Source organism: Cyclobacterium salsum (genome assembly GCF_010119245.1).
Taxonomy (GTDB): domain Bacteria; phylum Bacteroidota; class Bacteroidia; order Cytophagales; family Cyclobacteriaceae; genus Cyclobacterium; species Cyclobacterium salsum.
This window is the reverse complement of sequence record NZ_WNKG01000009.1, coordinates 56,502-80,099: the sequence shown is the minus strand read 5'-3', so window position 1 is coordinate 80,099 and position 23,598 is coordinate 56,502. Positions and strand designations below refer to the sequence as shown.

The following is a 23,598-nucleotide window of genomic DNA, read 5'->3' as shown; positions in this document are numbered from 1 at the left end:
TTTAAATTTATATTTAAATCACCGTTCCCTGCATATGACCGGGAAATTTTGGCGTTCAGCACTGAAAGAAATGACGGATTAGCGTAGGCCTGCGTTGATGGTATCCAGTGTTTTTTGACCCGGGCAAAGGCTTTTTTCGTTCAGGCGGTTCAATGCCGTATCCGTCGTGTTCAGGATTTTGTGCAAATCCCCATATCCGGTATGAATGTACAGCAAACCGGTGAGGATTTCGTTTTTCGCACGTGCCTGCTGCATGGCATTAACGGCGGAAAGCCGGTCTTCGGGGTCCCAATCCGGAGCCAGCTTGTGGAGACTCATGACTGACCCATCGTGAAGCGTTACTGCCGTGTCCGTTCCCTCGGCATAGCTTGCTTGAATGGATTTTTCCTGGGGTACAAAGTCCGTCTTTCCCGTGGCATGCATGTGCTCCCTCACGTAATCGTAGGATTTGGTGGATCCGGGATTATTGTTGAAGGTGACACAGGGCGACATCACGTTGATAAAGGCCAGTCCCTGGTGTTGGATGGCGGCTTTGATGAGAGGAACCAGTTGCTGTTTGTCTCCGCTGAAACTTTGGGCAACGAAGGTGGCACCTAAATCCACCGCCAGGCTGGCGAGATCTACCGGCTGAAAGGGGTTGATGTGGCCAGATTTACTAGCCGACCCCACGTCTGCCGTGGCCGAATCCTGTCCTTTGGTCAGGCCGTAGCAGCCGTTATTCATCACGATATACACCATGTTCAGATTTCGGCGGATGGCATGGACGAACTGGCCCATCCCGATCGAGGCGGTGTCCCCATCACCGGAAACGCCAAAGTACACCATGTTTTTATTGGCCATATTGGCTCCGGTGGCTACGGACGGCATTCTTCCATGCACGGAATTAAACCCGTGGGAATTTCCCAGAAAATAAGCAGGGGTTTTGGAAGAGCAGCCGATTCCGGAGATTTTTGCTACCAGATGGGGTTCAATGGCCAATTCGAAACAGGCCTGCACGATGGTAGCGCTGATGCTATCATGTCCGCACCCGGCACATAGGGTGGAAATGCCGCCCTCATATTCTTTGAGGGTGTACCCCAGTTTGTTTTTAGGTAAGCGGGGATGTCTAAATAAGGGTTTCAGATAGGTCATGGGGCACAGCGTTTTTTTGTTTTAAATAATCGGCGATTTTCAGAGCGATCTGGTCGGCAGTAATGGGCATGCCATCGTAATTCAGAATCGATACCAGCCGATGGGGATCGTGTTGCATCTCCTGAATGAGCAGACTGCGCATTTGTCCGTCCCGGTTTTGTTCGATGACAAATACCAGTTGGTGGGAGTGGATAAAGGCCTCCGTTTCTTTTCCGAAGGGGAATGCCTTGATGCGCAGGGCATCCAATGGGATTTCCCTGGCGGCCAGCAGGTCACGTGCCTCTTCTGAAGAGAAGGCAGACGTTCCAAAAAACAACATGCCCCAATCGCTTTGGTTTGTTTCCTGATACAGTTGAGGTTTCGGTACGAGTGATTTGGCGGTTTCCCATTTTACCAGCAATCGGTCCATATTTCTCTTGTAGGCCGCACTGTCCTCGGTATAGACGGCATACTCGTCCCGGGAGGTTCCCCGGGTGGTAAAAGCACCTTTGGTGGGGTGGGTGCCCGGATACGTGCGGTAGGGAATCCCATCTCCTTCCTGGTCCAGGTAACGGCCATAACGGCCCATGGCATCCAGCTCTTCTTTATTCAGTACCTTTCCCCGGTCGTATTTCCGGTCCTTTTCCCATTGAAAGGGTTCACTCATGTGGTCGTTCATACCCAGGTCCAGGTCAGTCATCAGGATGATGGGCGTTTGAAGGCGATCTGCCAGGTCAAAGCATTCCGCTGTCATCTCGAAACATTCCTTTGGGGTGGAGGGAAAAAGCAGGGGATGTTTGCTGTCCCCGTGCGATGCATTGGCAGCAAGGGTGATATCCGATTGTTGGGTTCGCGTGGGCATACCCGTACTAGGGCCTGCTCGTTGCACGTCTATAAGTACGGCAGGCACTTCGGCAAAATAAGCCAGACCGATGAATTCGTTCATCAGGGAAACCCCAGGTCCGCTGGTAGCGGTAAGCGCCCTCGCTCCATTCCAGTTAGCCCCGATTACCATACCCATGGCGGCTAGTTCATCCTCCGCCTGCACCACGGCGTATTGGTTTTTGCCTGTTATCGGATCGACCCGGTACTTGGAAGCATATTTTTCGAAGGCTTCTGCAACCGAAGTGGAAGGTGTAATGGGATACCAGGCCATCACCGTGGCACCGCCATAAACGGCACCCAGACCGCAGGCGGTATTGCCATCCACCATGATTTTATTTCCGATCAAATCCCGTCTCTCCAGATAAAAATCCAGGGGGTAATCAAAATGCTCCCGGGCATAGTCCATGCCCAGCTTCAGAGCCTTCAGATTGGGGGCAATGAGTTTTTCCTTACCGGCAAACTGTTCTTTCAATAGGGTTTCCAATACCGAAAACTCGATTTGCAGTAAAACCGCCAATGCGCCTACGTAAATAATATTCTTAAATAATTGTCGCTGCCTGGGGTTGCTGAATTGTTCATTGGCTAGTTCCATCATGGGTACACCCAGGTAATGAATGTCATCCCGGATTAGGTCCGGAGCCAGTTTTTTGGTGCTGTCGTACATCAGGTAACCCCCTTCGCGCACACTGGTAATGTCCTGTTTCATGCTTTGGGCGTTTACGGCCACCAGCAGATCGATTCCTTCCCTTCGTCCCAGGTATCCTTTTTCGCTTACCCGTACCTCATACCAGGTTGGTAATCCCTGAATGTTGGAAGGGAAGATATTTTTGGGAGTGACGGGGATGCCCATTCGAAAGATGGCCTTGGCAAATAGAAAATTGGCACTGGCCGACCCGGTTCCGTTGACATTGGCAAATCGGGCTACAAAATCATTTACCCGCGCCTCCGGTCGGGGGAGAGAACTGGAAATAGTCATACGTTTTCTGCTTTGGTAACACTATAGAAAAATTGCTGCATGTCCCAGGCAGAGGTGGGACACCTTTCGGCGCAAAGGCCGCAATGCAGGCAAACGTCCTCATCCTTTACCATTACCCTTCCTGTTTTTAAGGTTTCGGAGACCAGAATGTCCTGGGATTTATTCTCGGCGGGAACAAGGAGCTTTTCCCGGAGTCGGTCTTCATCCGCTTCATTTCCGGTAAAAGTAATGCAGGAAGTGGGACAGATGTCCATACAGGCATCGCACTCAATGCAACGGTCGGCAGTAAAATCGGTTTGCACATCGCAGTTCAGACAGCGTTGGGCTTCTTTGTAGCCAGTAGGAGGGTCAAATCCCAATTCCACCTCTTTTCGTCTATCTACTAACGTGATGGATTTTTGGGCCTGAGGAACCAGGTAGCGCTGGTCTATGGTAACCGGACTGTCGTAGCTCCATTCGTGAATGCCCATCTTGGTACTGAATAGGTTGGTGTAGGGAGCTGGTCTTTGGTGAAGGTCTTTTTGCTGACAAAACTGGTGCATGGATACGGCTGCCTGATGGCCATGAGCCACGGCCGTGATTACATTTTCCGGCCCAAAAGCTGCGTCTCCGCCAAAAAACACCTTGGGATGGGTTGACTGAAAGGTGACCTTATCCACGACGGGCATTTCCCATTCGTCAAATTCCAATCCTATATCCCGTTCGATCCAGGGAAAGCTGTTTTCCTGGCCGATGGCGATTAACACCTCATCCGCTTCGATAAATACATCCGGTTCTCCGGTAGGTATGAGTTTTCGTTTACCCTTATCGTCGTAATGGGCCTTTACTCGTTGGAATTTCATTCCGGTTAGTTTTCCGTTTTCCACTTCAAAACTCAGCGGCACGTGGTTGTCCAGAATGGCTACGTCCTCGTGTTGGGCATCTTCTTTTTCCCAGGGGGAAGCTTTCATGTCTTTAAAAGGGCTTCTTACGACCACTTTCACGTGTTCGCCCCCCAGCCTTCTGGAAGTGCGGCAGCAGTCCATGGCTGTATTGCCGCCTCCCAATACGATTACTTTTTTGCCAATTTTATCTACATGCTCGAAGGCCACGCTGGCAAGCCATTCAATACCAATGTGAATGAACGCATCCCCTTCTTTTCTGCCGGGCAGTTTCGGTAAATCCCTTCCTCTGGGAGCACCGGTGCCCACAAAGACCGCATCGTAATTTTGGTCCAATACTTCTTTCAGACTTTCTACATAGGTCATAAATTGGGTGTGAATACCCAACTTTAGAATATACCCCACCTCCTCGTTTAGCACTTCTTCAGGTAGGCGGAAAGCAGGGATCTGACTGCGCATCATGCCTCCACCGGCAATTTGTTCGTCAAATAGATGGATTTCATATCCCAATGGTGCCAGGTCCCGGGCAACGGTCAGGGAAGCAGGCCCTCCTCCAATCAGGGCAATTTTCTTTCCGTTTGCCGGAAAGGGTGCATGTGGCATGAGGGATAGCACGTCCCCTTTTTGGTCGGCGGCTACTCGTTTCAGGCGGCAGATGGCTACCGGTTCTTCTTCCACCCGGCCCCGCCTACAGGCTGGCTCGCAGGGGCGGTCACAGGTTCGGCCCAGAATTCCCGGGAACACATTGGATTCCCAATTGATCATATAGGCTTCGGTGTACTTTTCTGCGGCAATTTTACGGATGTACTCCGGCACCGGGGTGTGCGCCGGACAAGCGTACTGGCAGTCCACCACTTTGTGGTAATACTCCGGATCGCGGGTATCGGTAGGTTTCATGGCATTCTGGGTTTATTCTTCTTTCTACTTATCGCAGAATAATTTTGTAAAATAAAGTCATCAAAACAAATGAATGACCAAATAATTTGTTCAGACTCCTAATTGACGGGTGTGAGGGCTGATTTTTTATTTTATAACTTCCTTAAAAAGGACTAATTTTGGCTGGCAGAAAAATGGCATATGACGCTGGATAATTGGAATCAGAAACTGGGCAGTAAATTGCCCGCCGGATCGGTAGCTTATTGCTTTTCGTTGTGGAAAGAAGATCCATTTGAACTGGTAATTAGCCGGTCCAGGTCTTCCAAATTGGGAGATTTCCGGTATAGAAAGGACCAAAAGACTCAAAAGATCACGATCAATCACGATCTGAATCCCTATCAATTTTTGATTACCCTGATTCATGAAATTGCCCATCATCGCGTATTTCGAAACTTTGAGCGTCGGGGAATCAAGCCTCATGGTCCGGAGTGGAAGCGGACTTTTCGGCTTTTGATGGAACCCATGCTTGAAATTACCGTTTTTCCCAGAGATGTTTTAATACCTCTTCGACTGCATCTGAAAAATCCTAAAGCCAGCACCGGTGCCGATTACTTTTTGATGAAAGAATTAAAAAAGTATGATACGCTTCCCGGTAAGGTTCCGGGGCTACTCCTGGGGGACCTGAAGCCGGGAACTACTTTTGGGTTAAAACGAAGGGTTTTTGAAAAGTTGGAAACCAAGCGAAGCAGGGTGCTGTGTCTGGAGCGGTCCACAGGGAGAAAATACCTGATCTCCCGTCATGCCGAAGTGACCCTGGTGGAGGAAGGTCCGGAGGAGCCCTTTTAGTCCTGCCGGCTGCCGGGCAGTTGGTTTCGGGCATTGATGCCCAGGGTTTTTAATTTTTCCGCCTGAGAAACCAGGTTTCCTTTGCCGGTTTTTAGTTGCTTCAGGGCAGTCTGGTAACTTTCCTGCGAGCGGTCCAGGTGGCGTCCGATTTCTTCCAGGCTCTTAAGAAAGGAGGCAAATTTATCAAACATTCGTCCTCCTCTTTCAGCGATTTCCAGGGCATTTTTCGTTTGGTCATCCCGGATCCAAAGATCTTTTATTAGTTTCAGTGCCGCGATCAGGTTACTGCTACTGATGAGCAATACCCGCTTTTTGTAGGCATATTCCCAAAGGCGCTCATCGGCCTGTATGGCAACCATGTAGGCCGCTTCCAGTGGAACAAACATGATTACGAAATCCAGTGCCCGGGCATAAGCTTCGTATTGTTTGGCTGCCAATTGATCAATGTGTGTTTTGATGGCTTTCACATGTTGGTTCAGGAGGCTCTGTTGATCCGCTTCCTTGTCTTCGCTACAGTATTGCTCGTAGGCTAGCAGGGAGACCTTGCTATCGATGATGACCTTTTTGTCATCCGGATAGTGGATGATCACATCGGGCTGCATTTTTTTGCCGTCCATGCCCAGGAGGGGATTGCCCGCCTCATCCCTCAGAAATTCCTGTACGCTATAGTGCCGGTTTTTTTCTAATCCCGAGTTTTGTAATATGGTTTCGAGTATGGCTTCTCCCCAGTTTCCCCTGAGTTTGGAATTTCCTTTCAGGGCGTTGGTCAGGTTTTGGGCTTCCTGGCTGATTTTTTGGTTCAGTTGGGCTAACTCCCGAACCCGGTTTTCGAGTGAAAAGCGCTCCTTAGCCTCCTGGGTGTAGGTCTCCTGCACCTGTTTGCGAAAGGCTTCCAGGTCTTTGCTTAGGGGCTGTAGGATACGGGTAATGTTTTCCTGGTTCTGAAAGGTGAACTTTTTTGATTTTTCTTCCAGTATTCTGTTGGATAGCAATTCAAATTCCTGTTGGAATCGCTTTCCCATCTTTTCCATTTCGGTTTCCTGAAACTGAAGTTTTTCCTGAAGTAGCTTGGCCTGATTGTCCTGGTGTTTTTTTTCCAATTCCTGTTCCAGTTGTTGCCGCTCCATCAGCCTCAGACGTTCTTCCAGTGCTTTGTTTTTGGCGGTAGCTTTGAATAGCAGCCAGGAAAGAACTCCTACTCCGGCCAGACAAAGGAACAACAGGTTTGAAGTTTCCATTATCAGGCTGATTTAGACCTGCGGATCGGGCAAGCTCCGTTGCCGGATGGCTTCGTAAATAGCCACCCCTGCCGCTACGGACACGTTGAGGCTGGCAACCTGACCCAACACAGGTATTTTTACAAATTCATCACAAAGGCCTAATAATTCATCGGATATCCCGTCTTCTTCAGAGCCCATGACCAGTGCAGTTGGTGCCGAAAAATCGGCTTGATAGATCGTTCGGTGAGTTTTTTCCGTGACTCCGACCACGTTTAAGCCCAATTTTTTCAGGTCTTTGAGGGTATAGTACAGGTTTCTGACCCGACTCACAGGGAGAAAATTCAGCGCGCCGGCAGAAGTTTTCACGGCATCCGAACTTATCTGAGCACTACTTTTTTCGGGGATGATGATTCCATGTACCCCGGCGACTTCTGCCGTACGGGCGATGGCACCGAAATTTCTAACATCCGTAATGCGATCCAATAGCAGGATCAGGGGTGCCTGGCCTTTATTGTAGCAGGCATCTACCACATTCTCCCAGGAAGCATAGGAAATGGCACCCATGTAAGCAATTACTCCCTGGTGATTTTTTCGGGTAATCCGATTGAGTTTGGTTTCCGGCACCTTTGTGATGGGGACGTTTTTTTCCCGGGCCAGTGTCACTACTTCCTTTAAAAGGTCACCTTTCAGTTCTTTGTTTACCAGTAATTTATCGATTTCCTGACCGGCGTGAAAGGCTTCCAATATCGGCCTGATTCCAAAAATGTAATCTTTAGGGTTTTCATCTCGGTTGATCAGAAAACCATCCTTCCGTTTCTCCATGCTGTAATGGTTTTGAACCAGATGGGCTGATAGGCCCTTGACCGGTTCAATGTATAATAATTGGGGGTTAACATATTTTTTACTCGCGCAAAGGTAAAGGTTATTTTTGAATTTGAATCCTGTGCCTGATAAACCCAGCTTTCTTTATCCACATCAAAGTACACCTCCTGCGGCGGCCCCATGACGATGTATACCATGCCCCTGTCGGTGGCCCAGCCTTCCTTAAAATCAGTAAATAGGATATTGGCAAACTCCACCTGTCGAAAGTATTCTTTAATCAAGGTTTTGGCAGTTTCCTCATCCCGGGTCATCCGTATCCAGTATTCGTCCAGTGCTGTTTTTTTGTTTTCGGCTTCCAGCAAGGTCTCGTGCTCCTTTCGGGTGGATATGTAGGTGACCATTTCGATCATTTCTTCCCAGGTAGCTACCCGGGGAAAGGTCTTGTTAACCGTCTTTATTAGCAGGCCCGTCGGCGAACTGGTATCTCCCTGGATGAAGTAATATCCGGACTTATCGAAAGGAACGGGCACATTCACCAAAAAACTACCTTCGTCCATTACTTCTGTTTCTCTGGGCACTTCGGGAGCTTTGGTTTCCATGGGAGGCAAGGGAAGTGGGAATTCCTGAGGATAGTAATACCGATGTAAGTTGACACCCTGTTCTTTCCTGAATAACAAGGACTCGTCTACATTCAGAAAATTCTGATCAAAGGGGATGTCATTCCCAAAATAAGCACCAAAATCAGGCTGCTCGGGCACAAATGGACTTATAAGGTCGGCGTGATAGACGTATTGGTCCTCTTGCCGGGTATCCTGCGCCTGGAACACTACGTAGGCTGCTTCCTGAGAAGCAGGTATTTCCACGGTTTCTTCAAAGTAGAAATGCCGGTCTGTATCGGCTTTTAGCAGGTCCCTGTCCAAGGCAATGATCTGTTCGTCCGAAATCTCCTGTTCGAATCCCCCGACAATAGCATACGAAAACAAGTAATCCTCAAAATTGGGTTCTTCCTCAATTTTTTCAACGACCATTTGTAGGGTATAGGTTCTTTCGGCCGTTTTTATGGGGATTACTTTTAATGAAATCCGGGAATACCTGGAATACCGTAGGCTTTGGTTAATACTTTGAAGGTTGTTTTGTGCATGTGCGGAGAGGGTGAAGAAGCAACATACAGCCAAACATGCAATAATGTTTCTCATGAGCAATGACTTTGTTATTTCCATAGTTGGTTTAAAAATTAACCTTAATTTTGTTCAAAATAAAGAAATTTTAAATGGCTACCTATACAACGGAAATTACTTCCGATAAGTTGATAAGTGATAACCCCATACATCAACGCCTATTCAAAGCCTACATTGTGGCCAAATCCTACGTTTCCGGCCATTTGCTGGAAATCGGATGCGGTGAAGGCAGGGGAGTGGCGGCCCTGGGACCCTTGGTCGATACGTATCATGGGATTGACAAGATAGGAGAAATTTTAGACAGGTTAAAAAAGAAATATCCTGATTATACCTTTGAGCAAGCCCATTTGCCTCCCCTTTCCACTTTGCAGGATGCTTCCTTTGATTCGGTAGTCAGTTTTCAGGTCATTGAACACATTGAGGATGACCGCTGGTACCTGGAAGAAATATACCGTGTGTTGAAGCCAGGCGGTCGGGCCTTGATTTCGACCCCTAATATTCGATTTTCCCTTTCCAGAAACCCCTGGCATATCCGAGAATACACGCCGGACCAATTAAAGGAACGCTGTGCGGCGATATTCGATGTGGTGGAGGCCAAAGGCATTGGAGGAAATGATAAGGTTTGGCAGTATTACGATGCCAATAAAAACTCCGTAGAAAAGATCACCCGTTGGGACTTCCTTAACCTTCAATACCGTTTGCCAGCCAGCCTTTTGAAAATTCCGTACGAACTAGCTAACCGGTTTAACCGAAACAAATTGCACCAAAGTCAAGGGAAAGCGGTGGAAGAGATTAGCCATGAAGATTACCTATTGGTAGACGATCCGGAAAAGGCGTTGGATCTTTTTTATATCCTTTATAAAAAGCCGAAAACGGAAAGCTAGGCGATGCCTTTTTTACAAACAGAGTAAACCGGTACAGTCACTTTCCGCGTGTAATCCTATGAGTCGTTTCAATACCACAAAGGGAAGGGCTATCTGCCCTTCCCTTTGTGCTTATTATCAAATAGAGCACTTTATTGCCCTCACCTCATTGCATCTGAAGCAGCAGTCGAATGGAGCCTATCGTTACCTTCGCTGCAGGCGGTTGCTATCATTTCCAAAGAGCCGTTCAAATTCCACCTGAAGTTGATCCGCTTTTTCCTCATATCCCTGTTCCCTAAGAAGGCGGATAAAATAGTTGAGCATCTCCATGGAAATAGACGCTTCCCGGTCCATAGCTCTTTCGGTTTCCTGATAAAAATCCAACATTTCTATGGATCGTTTAGCCATTTCATTGACCACATGTAAGGCTTCTTCCTCCATTCCCAATTCTAACAGAAGTGGTACGGACTGCCCGCTGGCCAGGTCATAAGGAATGGCCTCATGCGGAAATTTTTCCAGGCTTAATCGCATAATGTCCTCTGCTCTTTGCAAGTCCTTTTCATCCATTAAGGCAATGGTGATGCTGTTTAACACACTCCGGTGATTGGAGGTAAAGCGTCGGAACTCATCATCGAAATAGTTATCGGGATTATTCATACCCCGGAAGGCAAAATTCTCCATGACATTTTCATAGGCCAGTTCCGTATTTACCAGTTCTTCCTGATTATCTGGTTTTTGGATGGGTAGAAGCCGATAGGTAAGTCCTTCCATGACCACATGCTGGCTCATGTCAAAGCCGATCGTGGCCAGGGAGGTGTTGTTAAAGTAAATGGGGCGTTCCCAGTTATTTGTGGCAATCAGATCGAGCAGCATAAGTGTACCTTTGGTGACATAATTGCCGCGAAGCCGAATATTTAGCTGGGGGATCCTCAGGTTTCTAAATGCTTCCGGAACGACATCCAGTGAATCTACCCGATTCTGGTTGATGGGTAGGGTCAGGTTTCGGGAAGGCACGGTATTGATGTTGCTTGCTCGACTATTGGAAAGTTTAAGCAATTCGCTATTATTTTTCAGCAATTTCAGATAGTCCACCAATGGTAAACTTTCCAGACGATCGGTAATGTAGAGGACATCATTCGTGCCTTTTTTGTAATTATCAAATTGCAGGGTAAAGTCCAGTGCTGCAGATTCATTAACTGGCCGGGCCATCTGCTTCACGTACCAATCCGTGTCAAAATAACTTAGTACAATGACCCGCACATCTGTTCTGAATCCTTCTACCTCCTGTACGTACCACAGGGGAAAGGTGTCATTGTCGCCACCGGTAAATAGAATGGCATTCGGCTCACAAGAAGCCAGAAAATTTCTGGCAGCATCTACGGAGAAATACCTATCAGAGCGATCATGGTCGTTCCAATTTTCTCCGGCCATCAAAATGGGTATCGGCAAGGTGATCAGTGCCGCATACATGCCAGCCATTGCCAGGCCTTTTTTCAGTTTCAGTAACTGTTGCCGGATGGCCAGTACCCCAAAACCCATCCAAATGGCAAATGCATAGAACGAGCCCACGTAAATATAATCCCTTTCCCGCGGTTCTACCGGAGGGGAATTAAGGTAAAGGACCAGTACCGCCCCCATCATCAGAAAGAGCATTAGGGTAAGGTAAAAGGATTTGGGATCCATTCTGGCCTGAAAAAACATGCCGATCAGCCCTAATAATAAGGGAAGCATGTAATAGTTGTTATGCGCCTTGTTGTTTTGTATGTATTCGGGAAAATCCGTCTGAATACTGGAAAAGATACTCAAATAGGGAGCATCACTGAAGTCACTCTCCCGGCCACTGAAATTCCACATAAAATACCGCCAGTACATATGGCCCAGCTGGTGGTCTATCATAAAATAGATATTGTCAAAAAAGGTAGGATCCTCGCCTTCTCTCAAACCAAGCTTCGAGCGATAGAGCTGCTTGTGCCGTTCCTGGGTAGAATAAATTCGGGGCAGGATGGTTTTTTTCTCCGGTTCGTAAATGTTTTCCAATTGATAATCGACGACCTCGTATTTTTCATCTCCTTTCGCATAGACGGGTTCTCCCTCGACCTGATCGATGACTTCTGCTGTGAAATATTGCCCGTGAAGCAGTGGCCGGTAACCATATTGCTCCCTTTTGAGGTAGCTGACAAAACTGATGATATCCCGGGGGTCATTTTCGTTGATAACGGTATCAGCGTTAGCCCTAATGACGATCAGGGCATAGGACCCGTATCCGATAAGGATAAAAGTCAGGGAAATCAAAATAGTATTTAAAATTACCTTTTCTCGCTTATAAGAATAGAGTAGGGCATAGGTCAATCCACCTAGAAACAAAATCGTAAAGAAAATAATCCCGGATCCGAATGGCAGGCCAAGACTGTTCACAAAAAATATTTCGATGGACCCCGCAATGCTGGGTAGTCCGGGAATAATAATATTATTAATGATAACCAGGGCCACTCCTCCAAGGAGAAAGGCGATAATACCTCCCTTTAAGGTGTGCTGCTTGTATTTTTTGAAATAGACTACCAGCGCCAGTGCAGGTAGGGTGACCAGGTTTAGTAGATGGACACCAATGGATAGACCCACCAGGTAGGCAATGAAGATCATGTACTGGTTTTCTGCCCTTGGATCCCTGATCACGTCCCATTTTAGAAAAGCCCAGATGACTATCGCGGTAAAAAAGGAAGACATCGCATATACCTCTGCTTCTACCGCGGAAAACCAAAAGCTGTCTGAAAAGGTATAAGCAAGGGCACCAATCAATCCAGCACCCATTAAAGCGATTGTTTGTTCTTTAGCCGGTTCGGTTTCTGCAGAAATCCCGTACAGCTTTCTTCCCAGAAGGGTAATTGTCCAAAAAAGAAATAAAATGGTAAATGCAGAAAAAAGCGCACTTCCCACATTCATCCAATAGGCCACATCCAAGCCCTCTCCAAAAGCCAAAAATCCGAACATGCGGTAAATTAGCAGGAAAAAGGGAGCACCCGGGGGGTGCGGAACCTGGAGTTTATACGCCACAGCGATGAATTCACCTGGATCCCAAAAACTTGCCGTTTCCTCTATGGTTAACAAGTAGGTGATAAATGCAATCAGGAAGGCGGTCCAGCCCGTTAGGTTATTTACCTTGGAATATGTAGGCATGTGAATGGTTTGTATTTGAAAAGCGAAAATAAAAAATTTATCAGTAATAAAGGATGATTTAACTTAATTTAAAGATTTGAGCGGTGCGCGGACCTCTCTATTGATGGTGTATCCGATCAAAAAATAAAATATTTTATTTTATTTTGATGGCTACGATTCCAAATAAAATTTTATAATTAGGTGTTTTTTTAAGTTATTAACACTTAAAATATAGAAAATTCCGGCTGAAAAGTTAGTAGAAACGCATGGCTCGGCTGATTGCTCCTATTTAAAAATACAGATTTTTAAAATATTTTTTATGTATTTTAAATACAATAAAATGATTTTTAAATTTTTTTATTTACCTTTACATCATCATAAAAAAAGCAGCAGAAAATTTTTGTTTTATGAAAAAAAAGAACAGCAAAAAATTAAAAATAGGAATTGTCGGTACGGGAGGTATCGGCAGAGGACTAGCGAAACTGATTTCCCGCAGAGAGGACATGGTACTCTCCGGAGTTTTGACGAGGAGAAGCGGGACGATCGATGATCTTGGGGTCAGTCAGGACTTTTTGACATTGGTTCCTGAAAAGCTTCTGGAATCTTCCGATCTTATCGTTGTTAGCACAGGGGATCCCGTTTATTCTACGGAGGTTATTGACAAAGCGTTTCAATTTGGGTTACCTGTGGTAACCATGGATGCGGACACGCAGGTAGTGACCGGTTCCTGGCTTTCCAAAAGAGGTGTCATTACGGAGGCAAATGGCGACCAGCCGGGTTGTTTGGCAGCCCTGAACAAAGAAGTGGTACAAATGGGTTTTGCGCCGTTGGTCTACGGAAATATAAAAGGGTTTTTAAACCAGAATCCTTCCCTGGAAGACATGTTGTTTTGGGGTCAGAAGCAGGGGTACAGTCTTAGTTCAGTTACTTCCTTTACCGATGGAACGAAATTGCAAATTGAGCAGGCCTTGATTGCCAATGGTTTAGGGCTGGATATAATCCAGCAAGGGCTGGTAGGATACGAAACTTCGGACTTTGAAAAAGGTGCTTTCGCATTGGGAGAAATCGCCCAAAAGGAAAATAAAATTATTAGCGACTACATTATTTCCAGGGAATCCCCTCCGGGTGTATTCATTACTGCCACCCATCAGGAAGACCTGGCCGCTGAGCTGAAAACCTACAAGATGGGTGAGGGGCCTTTCTATTTGTTGTACAAGCCCATGCACCTTTGCTTTTTTGAGATACCAAATAGCATTCTTAATTTGGTCAATCACGATGAAATTTTGCTGGACAATGGGGTGGCACCTACTATTAGCGTGGGAGCGATCGCGAAAAAGGATTTAACCTCAGGTTCGGTAATAGATAAGGGCATTGGTAGCATGGAAGTACGGGGAGAAGCGCTAAAAATCAAAGACTGCCCGGAGCATGTGCCTATCGGCTTACTCAGTAAAGTTCAACTGAAAAGGAATGTTGAACAAGGAGAATTAATCACTTTTGACGATATCAATATACCGGATTCCCTGGCATTGACTGCCTGGAAAAGTACCCTGGCAGAACAGGGTGCCCACAAGGAGCCGGTTAGAAGGTAAGCTGTTAATTTTTTTATCTTATTGCTGTTTACAGATCCATTGGCCAGGATTGCATTTCATGTGATTTTGGTCTAATGGGTCTGTTTTTTCAGCAGTCATTTTTGACACCGTTTTGTTGGTATCATAACAACCTATTCGTTTTTTTAACCGTTTTTGAAAAGAGCGGGCGGTCTTTATGAAAGAGCTCCTTTTTCCGGAATCAAGGGCTTTGTGTTTGCACGCATAAAAAAAATAACCGATTCGAAATTAATTGGAGTTGGCTTTTGTTTACCCTCTTGTGTATACCTGTATGTATTCAGAGCGCATTTGTTAAAATTATCCTGAAATTGAAAGTTTACCCTATTTACCTTACCATAGTCTTGTTGTCAACTGCTTTGCTGTTCGCCTCTCCGGTGCGGGCGCAGATGGAAGCCTTGACTCAAATCGGAGAGCCAAAAAGTTCTTACTTGTTGCTGGATAGGGGCCTGCAATTCCGCATTACAGATGCTGTCAACAGCATGTATAATTTTGACTTTGAGCGTGCTGAGCGCGGTTTTCAGGTGATGCGTTACACCTACCCTGAACACCCGCTGCCCTATTTCCTTATGGGGCTTAGTCAGTGGTGGAAGATTGCGGTGGCCACTGAAAACAAAAGCCACGATGCGCTTTTTCTGGAATACATGGACCGAACTATTGAGAAAGCCGAAGCATTGTTGGATGAGGAGCCGGAAAACAAGGAGGCAGCCTTTTTCCTCGCAGCGGCTTACGGTTTTCAGGGAAGGCTGTATAGCGAAAGGAGGAATTGGACGAGTGCTGCTTTTGCCGGGAAAAATGCCCTTAATTACCTTGAGATGAGCAGAGGGGAAGAGGAGTTGAATCCTGAATTGCTCCTGGGTGATGCCCTGTTCAACTATTTTTCTGTTTGGATACCCGAAAATTATCCCCTGTTAAGACCGGTCATGTTGTTGTTTCCCAAGGGAGATCAGGAGTTGGGGCTGCAACAACTGGAGGAAGTGGCTGAGAATTCGTTTTATGCCAGGGTAGAGGCGCAATATTTCCTTTTCCGCCTGTATGCTTCTGAAGAGAAGGAGCCTTTCAAAGCGCTGGAAATTACTTCCTATTTACACGAAAAATATCCCAACAACCCCTATTTCCATCGTTTTTTTGCCCGACAGCTCTATGCTGTCGGAAGAGCAAAAGAGGCGATGGAAGTTTCCCTGAAAATCCTGGAACGCATAGAAGCAGGCTGGACCGGCTACGAGGCCAACAGCGGTCGGTATGCTTCTTTTTTTGCGGCACAATATTTGGATAGAATGGGGCAGTACGCTACCGCCAAAAAATATTACCTGCAAACAGTGGCCTATGGAGAAGAACTCGATTTTCAGGAAAGTGGATATTATTTGTTTGCCTTGTTGCAATTGGGTAAGATCTCCCTAGAGCAGGGCAACAACTCGGACGCAAAGGGGTTTTTACAATCCGTCAAGCAACATGCGAAACGGAAGCATCCTGCGCATAAGGAGGCAAGAGCCTTATTGAAAAAGAATAAACTTTGACGGTGACTAAACCGTTCTTAACATGACTATTCGAGAGGAACGTTATCTTTTTTAAGGAATTGCAAAACACTGAGAGCAATAATTTTAATTAGATCGATAATTTACTAACAATATTTCGTCCGTACCTACGTTTTTTTCGTAAATGTCTTTAAAATAAATTTAAATTGGATTACCTTTGTACCACATATAATTCGGTAAATTCTTTATAATATGGATAATAGCATTAAAGTTAAATTTGACAAAATCGACCGTAAGATTTTAGAGATCCTTCAAGCGAATGCAAAAATTACGAATGCACAGCTTTCAAAAGATATAGGTTTGTCTCCCGCACCCACGTTGGAGCGGGTAAAAAAGTTGGAGCAATCCGGGATAATTAAAAGCTATCACGCAAAATTGGATCCTGAAAAAATCGGATTGGGAGTAAGTACATTCGTGCTGGTTGGGCTGATAGGTCATAATAAAGGCAATATTGATGCCTTTATGAAAGAAATCGATCAAATCCCTGAGGTGATTGAATGTCACCACATTACGGGAACAGGAGATTTCATTTTGAAAATCATTTCCAAAGACATCAATTCCTATCAGAAGCTGATGTTAGAACAGGTGAGTGAAATCAAAGAAGTAGATTCCATGCAGTCCATGGTTATTCTTTCTACATTCAAGGATAGCAAAGTACTGCCAATTCCTGCATAAGTATTTATTTCACACAAAAATAGACGAAGGGTGGCTAAAGGTCACCCTTTTTTTCATTATGAAAAATCCCTGGACTAAAATTTCGGCGGTAGAAGTATATGACAATCCCTGGATGCAGGTAGAGGAGCATCAGGTACTGGCACCGACGGGTGCCGAAGGCATTTACGGACGGGTGCATTTTAAAAATAGGGCAATTGGGATTCTGCCCCTCGATCAGGATAATCATACCTGGCTGGTAGGGCAATTTCGTTACACACTGGACGAATATTCCTGGGAAATCCCCATGGGAGGAGGACCACTGGAAGAAGATATCCTGGAAAGTGCCAGGCGTGAATTAAAAGAAGAAACCGGCCTTACTGCAGGTAAATGGACCGAACTGATGAAAATCCATACGTCTAATTCCATTACCGATGAGGTAGGGTTTGTATTTATCGCCGAGAATTTAACTGTAGGGGAAACGGAGTTTGATGCCACTGAGGACCTACAGGTTCGCCGGCTACCCTTTAAGGAGGCACTCCAACTGGTAATGCAGGGTGATATTACCGATGCTATCAGTGTTTCCGCCATATTAAAGACGGCAATTCGGTTAAAAATGATTTAGAATTACCAGATGCGTTTGCAGGAATTTAAAGCGGATTTTAGTACGACCTTTTCCCTGGCCTATCCCGTGATGCTAAGTCAATTGGGGCAAGTCATGGTCGGTGTTGCAGATAACATCATGGTAGGGAGGCTGGGTGCTATTCCCCTGGCAGCTGCCTCCCTCGCCAATAGTATCTTTTTCCTGATGCTAATGTTTGGAATAGGGATTTCCATGGCGGTCACGCCCATGGTGGCAGCTGCGGATGGGGAAGGGAAAATAGGAAAAATCGGACGGTTTCTCAGCCATGGGTTTGTTATCAATGGCGTTTCTTCTCTGGTACTGTTTTTGGTCATTTTAGGGCTCTCTCCAGGATTGAGGTGGTTGGGCCAGCCAGAGGAGGTGGTTACGTTGGCCATTCCTTACCTGTTGATCATAACTTTTTCGCTGGTTCCGTTTATGTTTTTTCAGACCTACAAGCAATTTATTGAAGGCCTCTCTCAGACCAAACAGGCTATGTACATTACGGTCTTTTTCAATTTATTCAATGTGGGCTTAAACTGGTTGTTAATATACGGGTACTGGGGCTTTCCTGCGTTGGGACTGAATGGTGCGGGCTGGGCCACGCTGATTTCCCGCATCCTGATGGCAGTGGCCATTTACCTGTACGTGACCCGGTCTGAAAGGTATGCCCGTTTTCTGATGGGTTTTAGTCTGAAAAATCTACGTTTTTCCATCCTAAAACGAATGCTTCGTATAGGCATCCCAACGGGTTTGCAATTCGTATTTGAGGTAGGTGCGTTTAGCACGGCGGCCATCATGATGGGGTGGATTGGTGTTAACGCCCTGGCTGCCCATCAAATTGCCATTAATCTGGCATCCATTAGTTACATGATGGCTTCCGGCTTGTCCGCGGCCGCCATGGTTCGCGTGGGCAATCAGCTGGGAAGGCGGGATATCGGAAAACTGCGACAAGTCGGCTTTTCCATTTTCGGGATGGTTGCGGTTTTTATGCTTTTATTTGGATTGACCTTTCTGCTATTCAGAAATTACCTGCCTCTTTTGTATATTGAGGAGCAGGGAGTGGTGGAAATGGCCGCTAGCCTTTTGGTAGTGGCTGCTTTCTTTCAAATTTCAGATGGCCTGCAGGTAGTAGGGCTTGGTGCGTTGAGAGGGCTTTCCGATGTGAAAGTCCCCACGCTGGTCACCCTGGTAGCCTATTGGGTAATTGGATTGCCGCTGGGTTATTTTCTGTCCTTTCATCTGGGATGGAATGAACTGGGTATCTGGACGGGGCTTTTGACAGGCCTCACCTTGACTGCTGCCATGCTGATTTACCGGTTTCATTCCCTAAGTTTGCGATTGTACCGTCAATCGCAAAGCAAACTTTCCGAATTTGTATAATTCAGAAACCTATAACCTCACATTGTTTATGCAAGCTACTCATTGTTACATTATTACCGGAACGAGTAAAGGCCTCGGTAAAGCATTGGCTGAACGGTTGGCCCGGGATAAGAAAAATTTGGTCATAGGCGTAGCCAGAACTCCTGTGAGCTCAGCAGGAAATTTTCATAGTTTGACCCTGGATCTTTCAGACGCAGACGCCATCTTGGAAAACGAAGCGGCGCTATTTCCGGAGGGTTCCTTTGAAAAAATTTGCCTGATCAATAATGCTGGCTGGATTGGGGATATTGCGCATACCGGATACATAGATCCGGATGCCATCAGCCAAATACATAAGGTAAATGTGATCGCACCTGCGCTGTTAATGAATGCATTTATGAATAAATACGACCGATATCCGGGAGATAAATTGATTGTCAATATAAGTTCGGGAGCGGCCGGAAAGGTAATGGATGGCTGGTCAGGCTATAGCGCTTCCAAAGCGGCCTTGAATCAAATGACGCTGATCGCTCAGGAAGAGTCTGATTTAAAGAAAAGGGGCTTTACCGTTTATGCCCTGTCCCCCGGAATCATTGACACGCCCATGCAGGAAACCATCCGATCGGCCGGAAAAGAGAATTTCAGTAACCTGGAGAAATTTCAGTCCTTCAAGTCTGAGGGAAGCCTCAGTTCACCCGAAGATATTGCCAAAAAAGTAATCTATTTGATGGACCACTTTCGGGAATTTCCAGCGGTACTGCAAGATGTCAGGGAATTTTAGGATCCTTATTTTTCGGGAAATCGTAGAGCCAGAAGGAAGCATTTCCGGATTGAATATTCATCCAGCGGTCAGTTTTGAAATAAAACCCAAAAACGGCTGCGGTAGGAAGGTTTTCCAAATCCTCCCCCAGTTGGTTTATCAAATCGGTAAATCCAGGGTTATGACCAAATACAAAGAGGGTTTTTATCCGGTCGGGAGTTTGTTGGATGTTTTCCAGGATTGCCCTGGCAGAGGCATGATAGAGACCGGGGGTTTTTTCGAATTCCGGTCCCTCCTTAACGAATACATCCAGGTAGCTTTCGGCAGTTTGAACGGCGCGAACAGCGTTTGAGGTAAGGATCTTTTCCGGGATTATCCGGTTTGCATGCATCCTTTTAGCCATGCGTGGAGCATCTCTTTCTCCTCTTTTTGCCAGTGGGCGTAGGTGATCTGCTAGTAAGGGATGGTCCCAGGAGGATTTGGCATGGCGGCATAGAAGTAATTTTTTCATTTGTTGTACCGTTCTTTTTTATCGTAAAACTTTTACAAGGTACCTTTGGTCAAAAATGATATATTTGTCAGGAACCAGTAACCTAATTTAAATGAATATTTTGATTTTACGAAAGCCAGCCTTTTGGGTAATGGGTTGGTTTCTGATAAGTTCCTGCCAATCCATTTCTGACGATCAAGAGGCAGCGGGTGCCGATTGGCCAGTCTACCTGGGGAATAAGGGAAGTTCCCAATACTCGTCTCTGGACCAGATTAACAAAGAAAATATAGGCAATCTGAGACTAGCCTGGGAATTTCGTACGGGAGACCTGTCAGGTAGGGGGAACACTCAGATTCAGTGCAATCCCCTGGTAATTGATGGGGTTCTTTTCGGCACCAGCCCCAGCCTGAAAGCGTTTGCTGTTGATGCTGCTACCGGTGAGCTCGTTTGGGAATTTGATCCACACGAAGATTTTGAGATTGGAGGAAGTGTAAACCGGGGCTTAATGTATTGGAATTCGGAGCAGCAATCCCGGCTTTTTTATTCGGCAGGACCGTATCTATTTGCCCTTGACCCGGAAACGGGGCAACTGATAGCTGGATTTGGTGATGGGGGGAAAGTAGCCCTGACCAAAGGGCTGGGAGATTGGGCACAGGATCGCTATGTGATTTCAACGACCCCTGGGGTTATTTATAAGAATAGATTGATCTTGGGGACGCGGGTATCCGAAAATTCCGATGCAGCACCAGGTTACATACGTGCATTTGACGTGATTAGCGGAGAGATTGATTGGGTTTTTCATACCATTCCTAAACCGGGGGAATATGGATACGACACCTGGCCCGAAGATGCTTATTTGTCGGCTGGAGGAGCTAATAGCTGGGCAGGGATGAGCCTGGACGAAGCCACTGGTATTGTCTACATTCCCACCGGATCTGCGGCATTTGATTTTTGGGGAGGAAATCGCAAGGGAGAAAACCTTTTCGCTAATTCATTGCTGGCATTGAATGCCGAAAACGGAGCGCGTATCTGGCATTATCAAACGGTGAGACACGATGTGTGGGATCGGGATTTACCCGCTCCCCCTAATCTGGTTACGATAGAAAAGGAAGGTAAAACCATACAGGCAGTGGCTCAAATTACCAAAACAGGAAGGGTCTTTATTTTCGACCGGGAGACCGGGGAGCCGGTTTATCCCATTAAGGAAGTGGAAGTACCGCCCTCCAGTCTTGAAGGAGAGGAAGTATGGCCCAGGCAGCCTTTGCCTCAGGTTCCGCCCCCATTTTCCAGGCAGGTTTTTACAGAGGCCGAGGTCACTGATATCTCTCCGGAATCAGAAGCTTATGTTCGAGAGAAGATCCAGGGCCTGAAATTCGGCCATACCTTTATGCCTCCCAGCAGTGAGGGTACCGTTATCTTCCCCGGCTTTGATGGAGGAGGAGAATGGGGTGGTGCCGCATACGATGAGGAGACAGGTTTACTTTACGTGAATGCCAACGAAATGCCCTGGATATTGACCATGGTTCCCACGAGTGGTGGTAAAGTTTCACCAGGTAAATCTGCCTATTTTACTCATTGTGGCATGTGTCATGGTTTGGATAAAAAGGGAGATCCATCCGGTACGTTTCCTTCGCTCATGGAAGTCGGCCAGCGCTTAAATGAAAACGAAATACTCGGTATTATTGGTAAGGGAAAGGGTAGGATGCCCGCTTTTCAGCACCTCAAGCCGGAAACCAGGGAAGCCTTGGTCAATTACCTGTTGAAACCAGAAGGAGATCAGGATGCGCATACGATCGGCGAAGATTCCAATCTTTCGGCTGTTCCCTATACCACGACGGGATATAACCGATTTTTTGATCAGGAGGGGTATCCTGCGGTCAAACCTCCCTGGGGAACCTTAAACGCCATTGACCTCAATAAGGGGCAAATTGCCTGGTTGGTGCCTTTGGGAGAATATCCCGAGTTGACGGCCAGGGGAATTCCTCAAACAGGAACGGAGAATTATGGAGGACCTGTAGTGACCGCGGGAGGGCTGGTTTTCATCGGTGCCTCAAAAGACGAATACTTCCGGGCCTTCGATAAAGAAACGGGTGAGGAGCTTTGGAAATACAAGCTCCCCGCAGGTGGATACGCCACACCAGCAGTCTATGCGGTGAATGGCAAACAATACGTTGTAATTGCTGCAGGAGGGGGTAAAATGGGCACCTCCTCCGGAGATTACTACCTGGCGTTCAGTCTGGAAAATTAAGGTTCGTTTGCTACCGGTGTGCCTTTGGGTGTTTTGGGGGTAAAAGCCTCATGAGCATAGGTCTCCGGAAGGATTTTTACGCCGGTAGTAAATTTTAACGGGGCGTTTCCAGCGTATATTATCTCCGCAAAATGGCCAGTCCATCCCTTTTCCGGTGTTTCAAGGGGTATCCGATAGGTGCCGTCTTCCTCCTGTGGAATGGTGATTGCCGTCCATTCAGGTCCCAGTTCATCGATTCTGAAATCTCTTTTGGAGGGATTATTGGCCGTCCATAATTTGATGGATACCGGTGGGTTTTCCGGATCCGTCCGGATCTCTATGGTCTCGTCAGTCACCTCCCAATCGTAGGAAGGGCGTTTTTGATCGGCCAAAATGTGGGAATAAAAACCGAGCATTACCTGAACGGCATCGGAACCGTCCAGAGAGTGCCCGGTATTGGGAATGTAAGCCAGATGCTTTTCCCCGGGAAGCGCATCCCAGTAAAATTTCCAGCTATCCGGCAGGAAAAACTGATCGCCAGTGGCGTTGATCAACAATTTAGGTATTTCCTCGTATTCTTCCAGGAATTGATACGGTTCTACAATTTCCATCAAACGATCAAATTCCCGGCTGTCCATCCAATTGAAAATACCTTCACGGGTATAATCCTTCACCGCAGGAGCCCAGAAGCCGTACGTTTGCCAGTGATGTTTAAAGGAAGGTTTCAAATTCAGCATGTCAATCACAATGGGTATCATACCCACTACCCGGTCATCTACCGCTGCGGTGGTCCAGGTAGTCCAACCTCTTTTGGATGCTCCCGCTACCACGTAATCATTCAACTCCAGGTCCAGTTTTTCGCCGGCAAAGGCCACCACCGCATCCATGGCCGAAACCACCGCTTCGGTCATCGGAAACCGGGCCAGCCAGATGGCATCTTCGTCGCTAGCTCCCCGCTCCATAAATTCCCGCCAACCGTAGGCTATCAACCCATCTTCTGTTCTTTTCTCCAGACTGTCCCCTTTGTATTGCACTGGCTGAAATGGAACGTTGTGTACTTTAATTACCGGAGAACCCGTAGCCAAAGCCCCTTCCAAAATCAGTTCGTCCGGAGATTCGGGTAATTCGCTACCGCTGCTGCCCCCGCTGATGATCATTAAAGCGGTCTCGTATTTTAGATCGTCCGGAATAACAAAGGACACCCAGTGCCACCAGGTACCCGGTTCTACCGCTTCCTTACCTAACCAGTTTTGAGAGGTCATTTTCAGTACATAATAGGTATACGCCTCCCCCCGGCTTTCGTGAACCAATTCGTAGTCAAATTCCTTCTGGTTTTCGGCAACATAGGCTTTCAATAAATCAATACCTTTGGTCGAAGAAACAGCGACATCCGTATCCGTTTTAGACTGGCACTGAAATAAGAGAAAGGCAACTAACAGATAAGCCAGGGAAATGAAAGGGCTGGCAAGGTAGAAATGAAATACGCGCATAATGTCTGAATTTATCGATTATAATACCCAAAAAACGAAAAAAAGAC

At 46.6% G+C, this 23,598-nt stretch carries 18 protein-coding genes; 9 read left to right on the top strand and 9 right to left on the bottom strand.

All coding sequences use genetic code 11. The features are described from left to right. Window positions 1-78: 78 nt before the first annotated feature. From GJS45_RS16650 to GJS45_RS16640, 3 genes are read right to left on the bottom strand one after another with little or no spacing between them, the layout of a single operon-like run. Complete coding sequence (locus GJS45_RS16650) at window positions 79-1,131, bottom strand: 2-oxoacid:ferredoxin oxidoreductase subunit beta (protein WP_162343000.1); 1,053 nt, start codon at window positions 1,129-1,131, stop codon at window positions 79-81. Continuing rightward, a complete protein-coding gene (locus GJS45_RS16645) occupies window positions 1,106-2,971 on the bottom strand; it encodes a 2-oxoacid:acceptor oxidoreductase subunit alpha (RefSeq protein WP_162342999.1) in 1,866 nt (621 codons plus the stop codon). The genes GJS45_RS16650 and GJS45_RS16645 overlap by 26 nt, the downstream gene beginning before the upstream one ends. Further along, complete coding sequence (locus tag GJS45_RS16640) at window positions 2,968-4,749, bottom strand: FAD-dependent oxidoreductase (protein WP_162342998.1); 1,782 nt, start codon at window positions 4,747-4,749, stop codon at window positions 2,968-2,970. Before GJS45_RS16640 ends, GJS45_RS16645 begins: the two co-directional genes overlap by 4 nt. Window positions 4,750-4,929: 180 nt before the next feature. Between GJS45_RS16640 and GJS45_RS16635 the strand changes: the two genes are divergently transcribed. Beyond that, window positions 4,930-5,574 carry a SprT-like domain-containing protein gene (locus tag GJS45_RS16635; RefSeq protein ID WP_162342997.1) on the top strand — a complete coding sequence of 215 codons (645 nt, stop codon included), beginning with the start codon at window positions 4,930-4,932 and terminating at the stop codon, window positions 5,572-5,574. Here the strand turns inward: GJS45_RS16635 and GJS45_RS16630 are convergent. The 3 genes from GJS45_RS16630 to GJS45_RS16620 are packed head-to-tail and all read right to left on the bottom strand — an operon-like array spanning window position 5,571 to window position 8,812. Then, complete coding sequence (locus GJS45_RS16630) at window positions 5,571-6,812, bottom strand: DNA recombination protein RmuC (RefSeq protein WP_162342996.1); 1,242 nt, start codon at window positions 6,810-6,812, stop codon at window positions 5,571-5,573. The two genes, GJS45_RS16635 and GJS45_RS16630, sit on opposite strands and share 4 nt — an antisense overlap. Window positions 6,813-6,824: 12 nt before the next feature. Beyond that, window positions 6,825-7,616 (bottom strand): 23S rRNA (guanosine(2251)-2'-O)-methyltransferase RlmB, encoded by a 792-nt coding sequence (gene rlmB, locus GJS45_RS16625; protein WP_162342995.1) that lies wholly within the window; start codon window positions 7,614-7,616, stop codon window positions 6,825-6,827. Continuing rightward, on the bottom strand, window positions 7,589-8,812 hold the full coding sequence (locus GJS45_RS16620; RefSeq protein ID WP_235954820.1) for a GWxTD domain-containing protein: 1,224 nt from the start codon (window positions 8,810-8,812) through the stop codon (window positions 7,589-7,591). The genes rlmB and GJS45_RS16620 overlap by 28 nt, the downstream gene beginning before the upstream one ends. A gap of 74 nt (window positions 8,813-8,886) precedes the next feature. Here GJS45_RS16620 and GJS45_RS16615 point away from each other — a divergent pair, with 74 nt between their 5' ends. Next, window positions 8,887-9,678 carry a class I SAM-dependent methyltransferase gene (locus GJS45_RS16615; protein ID WP_162342993.1) on the top strand — a complete coding sequence of 264 codons (792 nt, stop codon included), beginning with the start codon at window positions 8,887-8,889 and terminating at the stop codon, window positions 9,676-9,678. A 183-nt stretch (window positions 9,679-9,861) separates the two neighbouring features. On the opposite strand, the gene GJS45_RS16610 is transcribed toward GJS45_RS16615, so the two are convergent. Then, window positions 9,862-12,831 carry a glycosyltransferase family 117 protein gene (locus tag GJS45_RS16610; RefSeq protein ID WP_162342992.1) on the bottom strand — a complete coding sequence of 990 codons (2,970 nt, stop codon included), beginning with the start codon at window positions 12,829-12,831 and terminating at the stop codon, window positions 9,862-9,864. 386 nt (window positions 12,832-13,217) lie between these two features. Here GJS45_RS16610 and GJS45_RS16605 point away from each other — a divergent pair, with 386 nt between their 5' ends. The 6 genes from GJS45_RS16605 (at window position 13,218) to GJS45_RS16580 (ending at window position 19,365) form a co-directional block, all read left to right on the top strand. Next, a complete protein-coding gene (locus tag GJS45_RS16605; protein ID WP_162342991.1) occupies window positions 13,218-14,399 on the top strand; it encodes an NAD(P)-dependent oxidoreductase in 1,182 nt (393 codons plus the stop codon). Window positions 14,400-14,803: 404 nt separating this feature from the next. Further along, window positions 14,804-15,931 carry a tetratricopeptide repeat protein gene (locus GJS45_RS16600; RefSeq protein ID WP_394366599.1) on the top strand — a complete coding sequence of 376 codons (1,128 nt, stop codon included), beginning with the start codon at window positions 14,804-14,806 and terminating at the stop codon, window positions 15,929-15,931. Between the two features lie 210 nt (window positions 15,932-16,141). Further along, window positions 16,142-16,624 carry an Lrp/AsnC family transcriptional regulator gene (locus GJS45_RS16595; protein WP_162342989.1) on the top strand — a complete coding sequence of 161 codons (483 nt, stop codon included), beginning with the start codon at window positions 16,142-16,144 and terminating at the stop codon, window positions 16,622-16,624. Window positions 16,625-16,682: 58 nt separating this feature from the next. After that, window positions 16,683-17,225: an NUDIX domain-containing protein gene (locus tag GJS45_RS16590; RefSeq protein ID WP_162342988.1), complete on the top strand. Its 543-nt coding sequence runs from the start codon at window positions 16,683-16,685 to the stop codon at window positions 17,223-17,225. A 9-nt stretch (window positions 17,226-17,234) separates the two neighbouring features. Further along, window positions 17,235-18,605 carry an MATE family efflux transporter gene (locus GJS45_RS16585; protein ID WP_162342987.1) on the top strand — a complete coding sequence of 457 codons (1,371 nt, stop codon included), beginning with the start codon at window positions 17,235-17,237 and terminating at the stop codon, window positions 18,603-18,605. Between the two features lie 28 nt (window positions 18,606-18,633). Continuing rightward, window positions 18,634-19,365, top strand: a complete 732-nt coding sequence (locus tag GJS45_RS16580; RefSeq protein WP_162342986.1) for an SDR family NAD(P)-dependent oxidoreductase — start codon at window positions 18,634-18,636, stop codon at window positions 19,363-19,365. On the opposite strand, the gene GJS45_RS16575 is transcribed toward GJS45_RS16580, so the two are convergent. Further along, window positions 19,352-19,855, bottom strand: a complete 504-nt coding sequence (locus tag GJS45_RS16575; protein WP_162342985.1) for a SixA phosphatase family protein — start codon at window positions 19,853-19,855, stop codon at window positions 19,352-19,354. The genes GJS45_RS16580 and GJS45_RS16575 overlap by 14 nt on opposite strands. A 91-nt stretch (window positions 19,856-19,946) precedes the next feature. On the opposite strand from GJS45_RS16575, the gene GJS45_RS16570 reads away from it, so the two are divergent. Continuing rightward, window positions 19,947-22,082, top strand: coding sequence for a pyrroloquinoline quinone-dependent dehydrogenase (locus tag GJS45_RS16570; RefSeq protein ID WP_162342984.1), 2,136 nt, complete (start codon window positions 19,947-19,949; stop codon window positions 22,080-22,082). On the opposite strand, the gene GJS45_RS16565 is transcribed toward GJS45_RS16570, so the two are convergent. Beyond that, window positions 22,079-23,551 carry a PhoPQ-activated pathogenicity-related family protein gene (locus GJS45_RS16565; RefSeq protein WP_162342983.1) on the bottom strand — a complete coding sequence of 491 codons (1,473 nt, stop codon included), beginning with the start codon at window positions 23,549-23,551 and terminating at the stop codon, window positions 22,079-22,081. The two genes, GJS45_RS16570 and GJS45_RS16565, sit on opposite strands and share 4 nt — an antisense overlap. Window positions 23,552-23,598 lie beyond the last annotated feature (47 nt).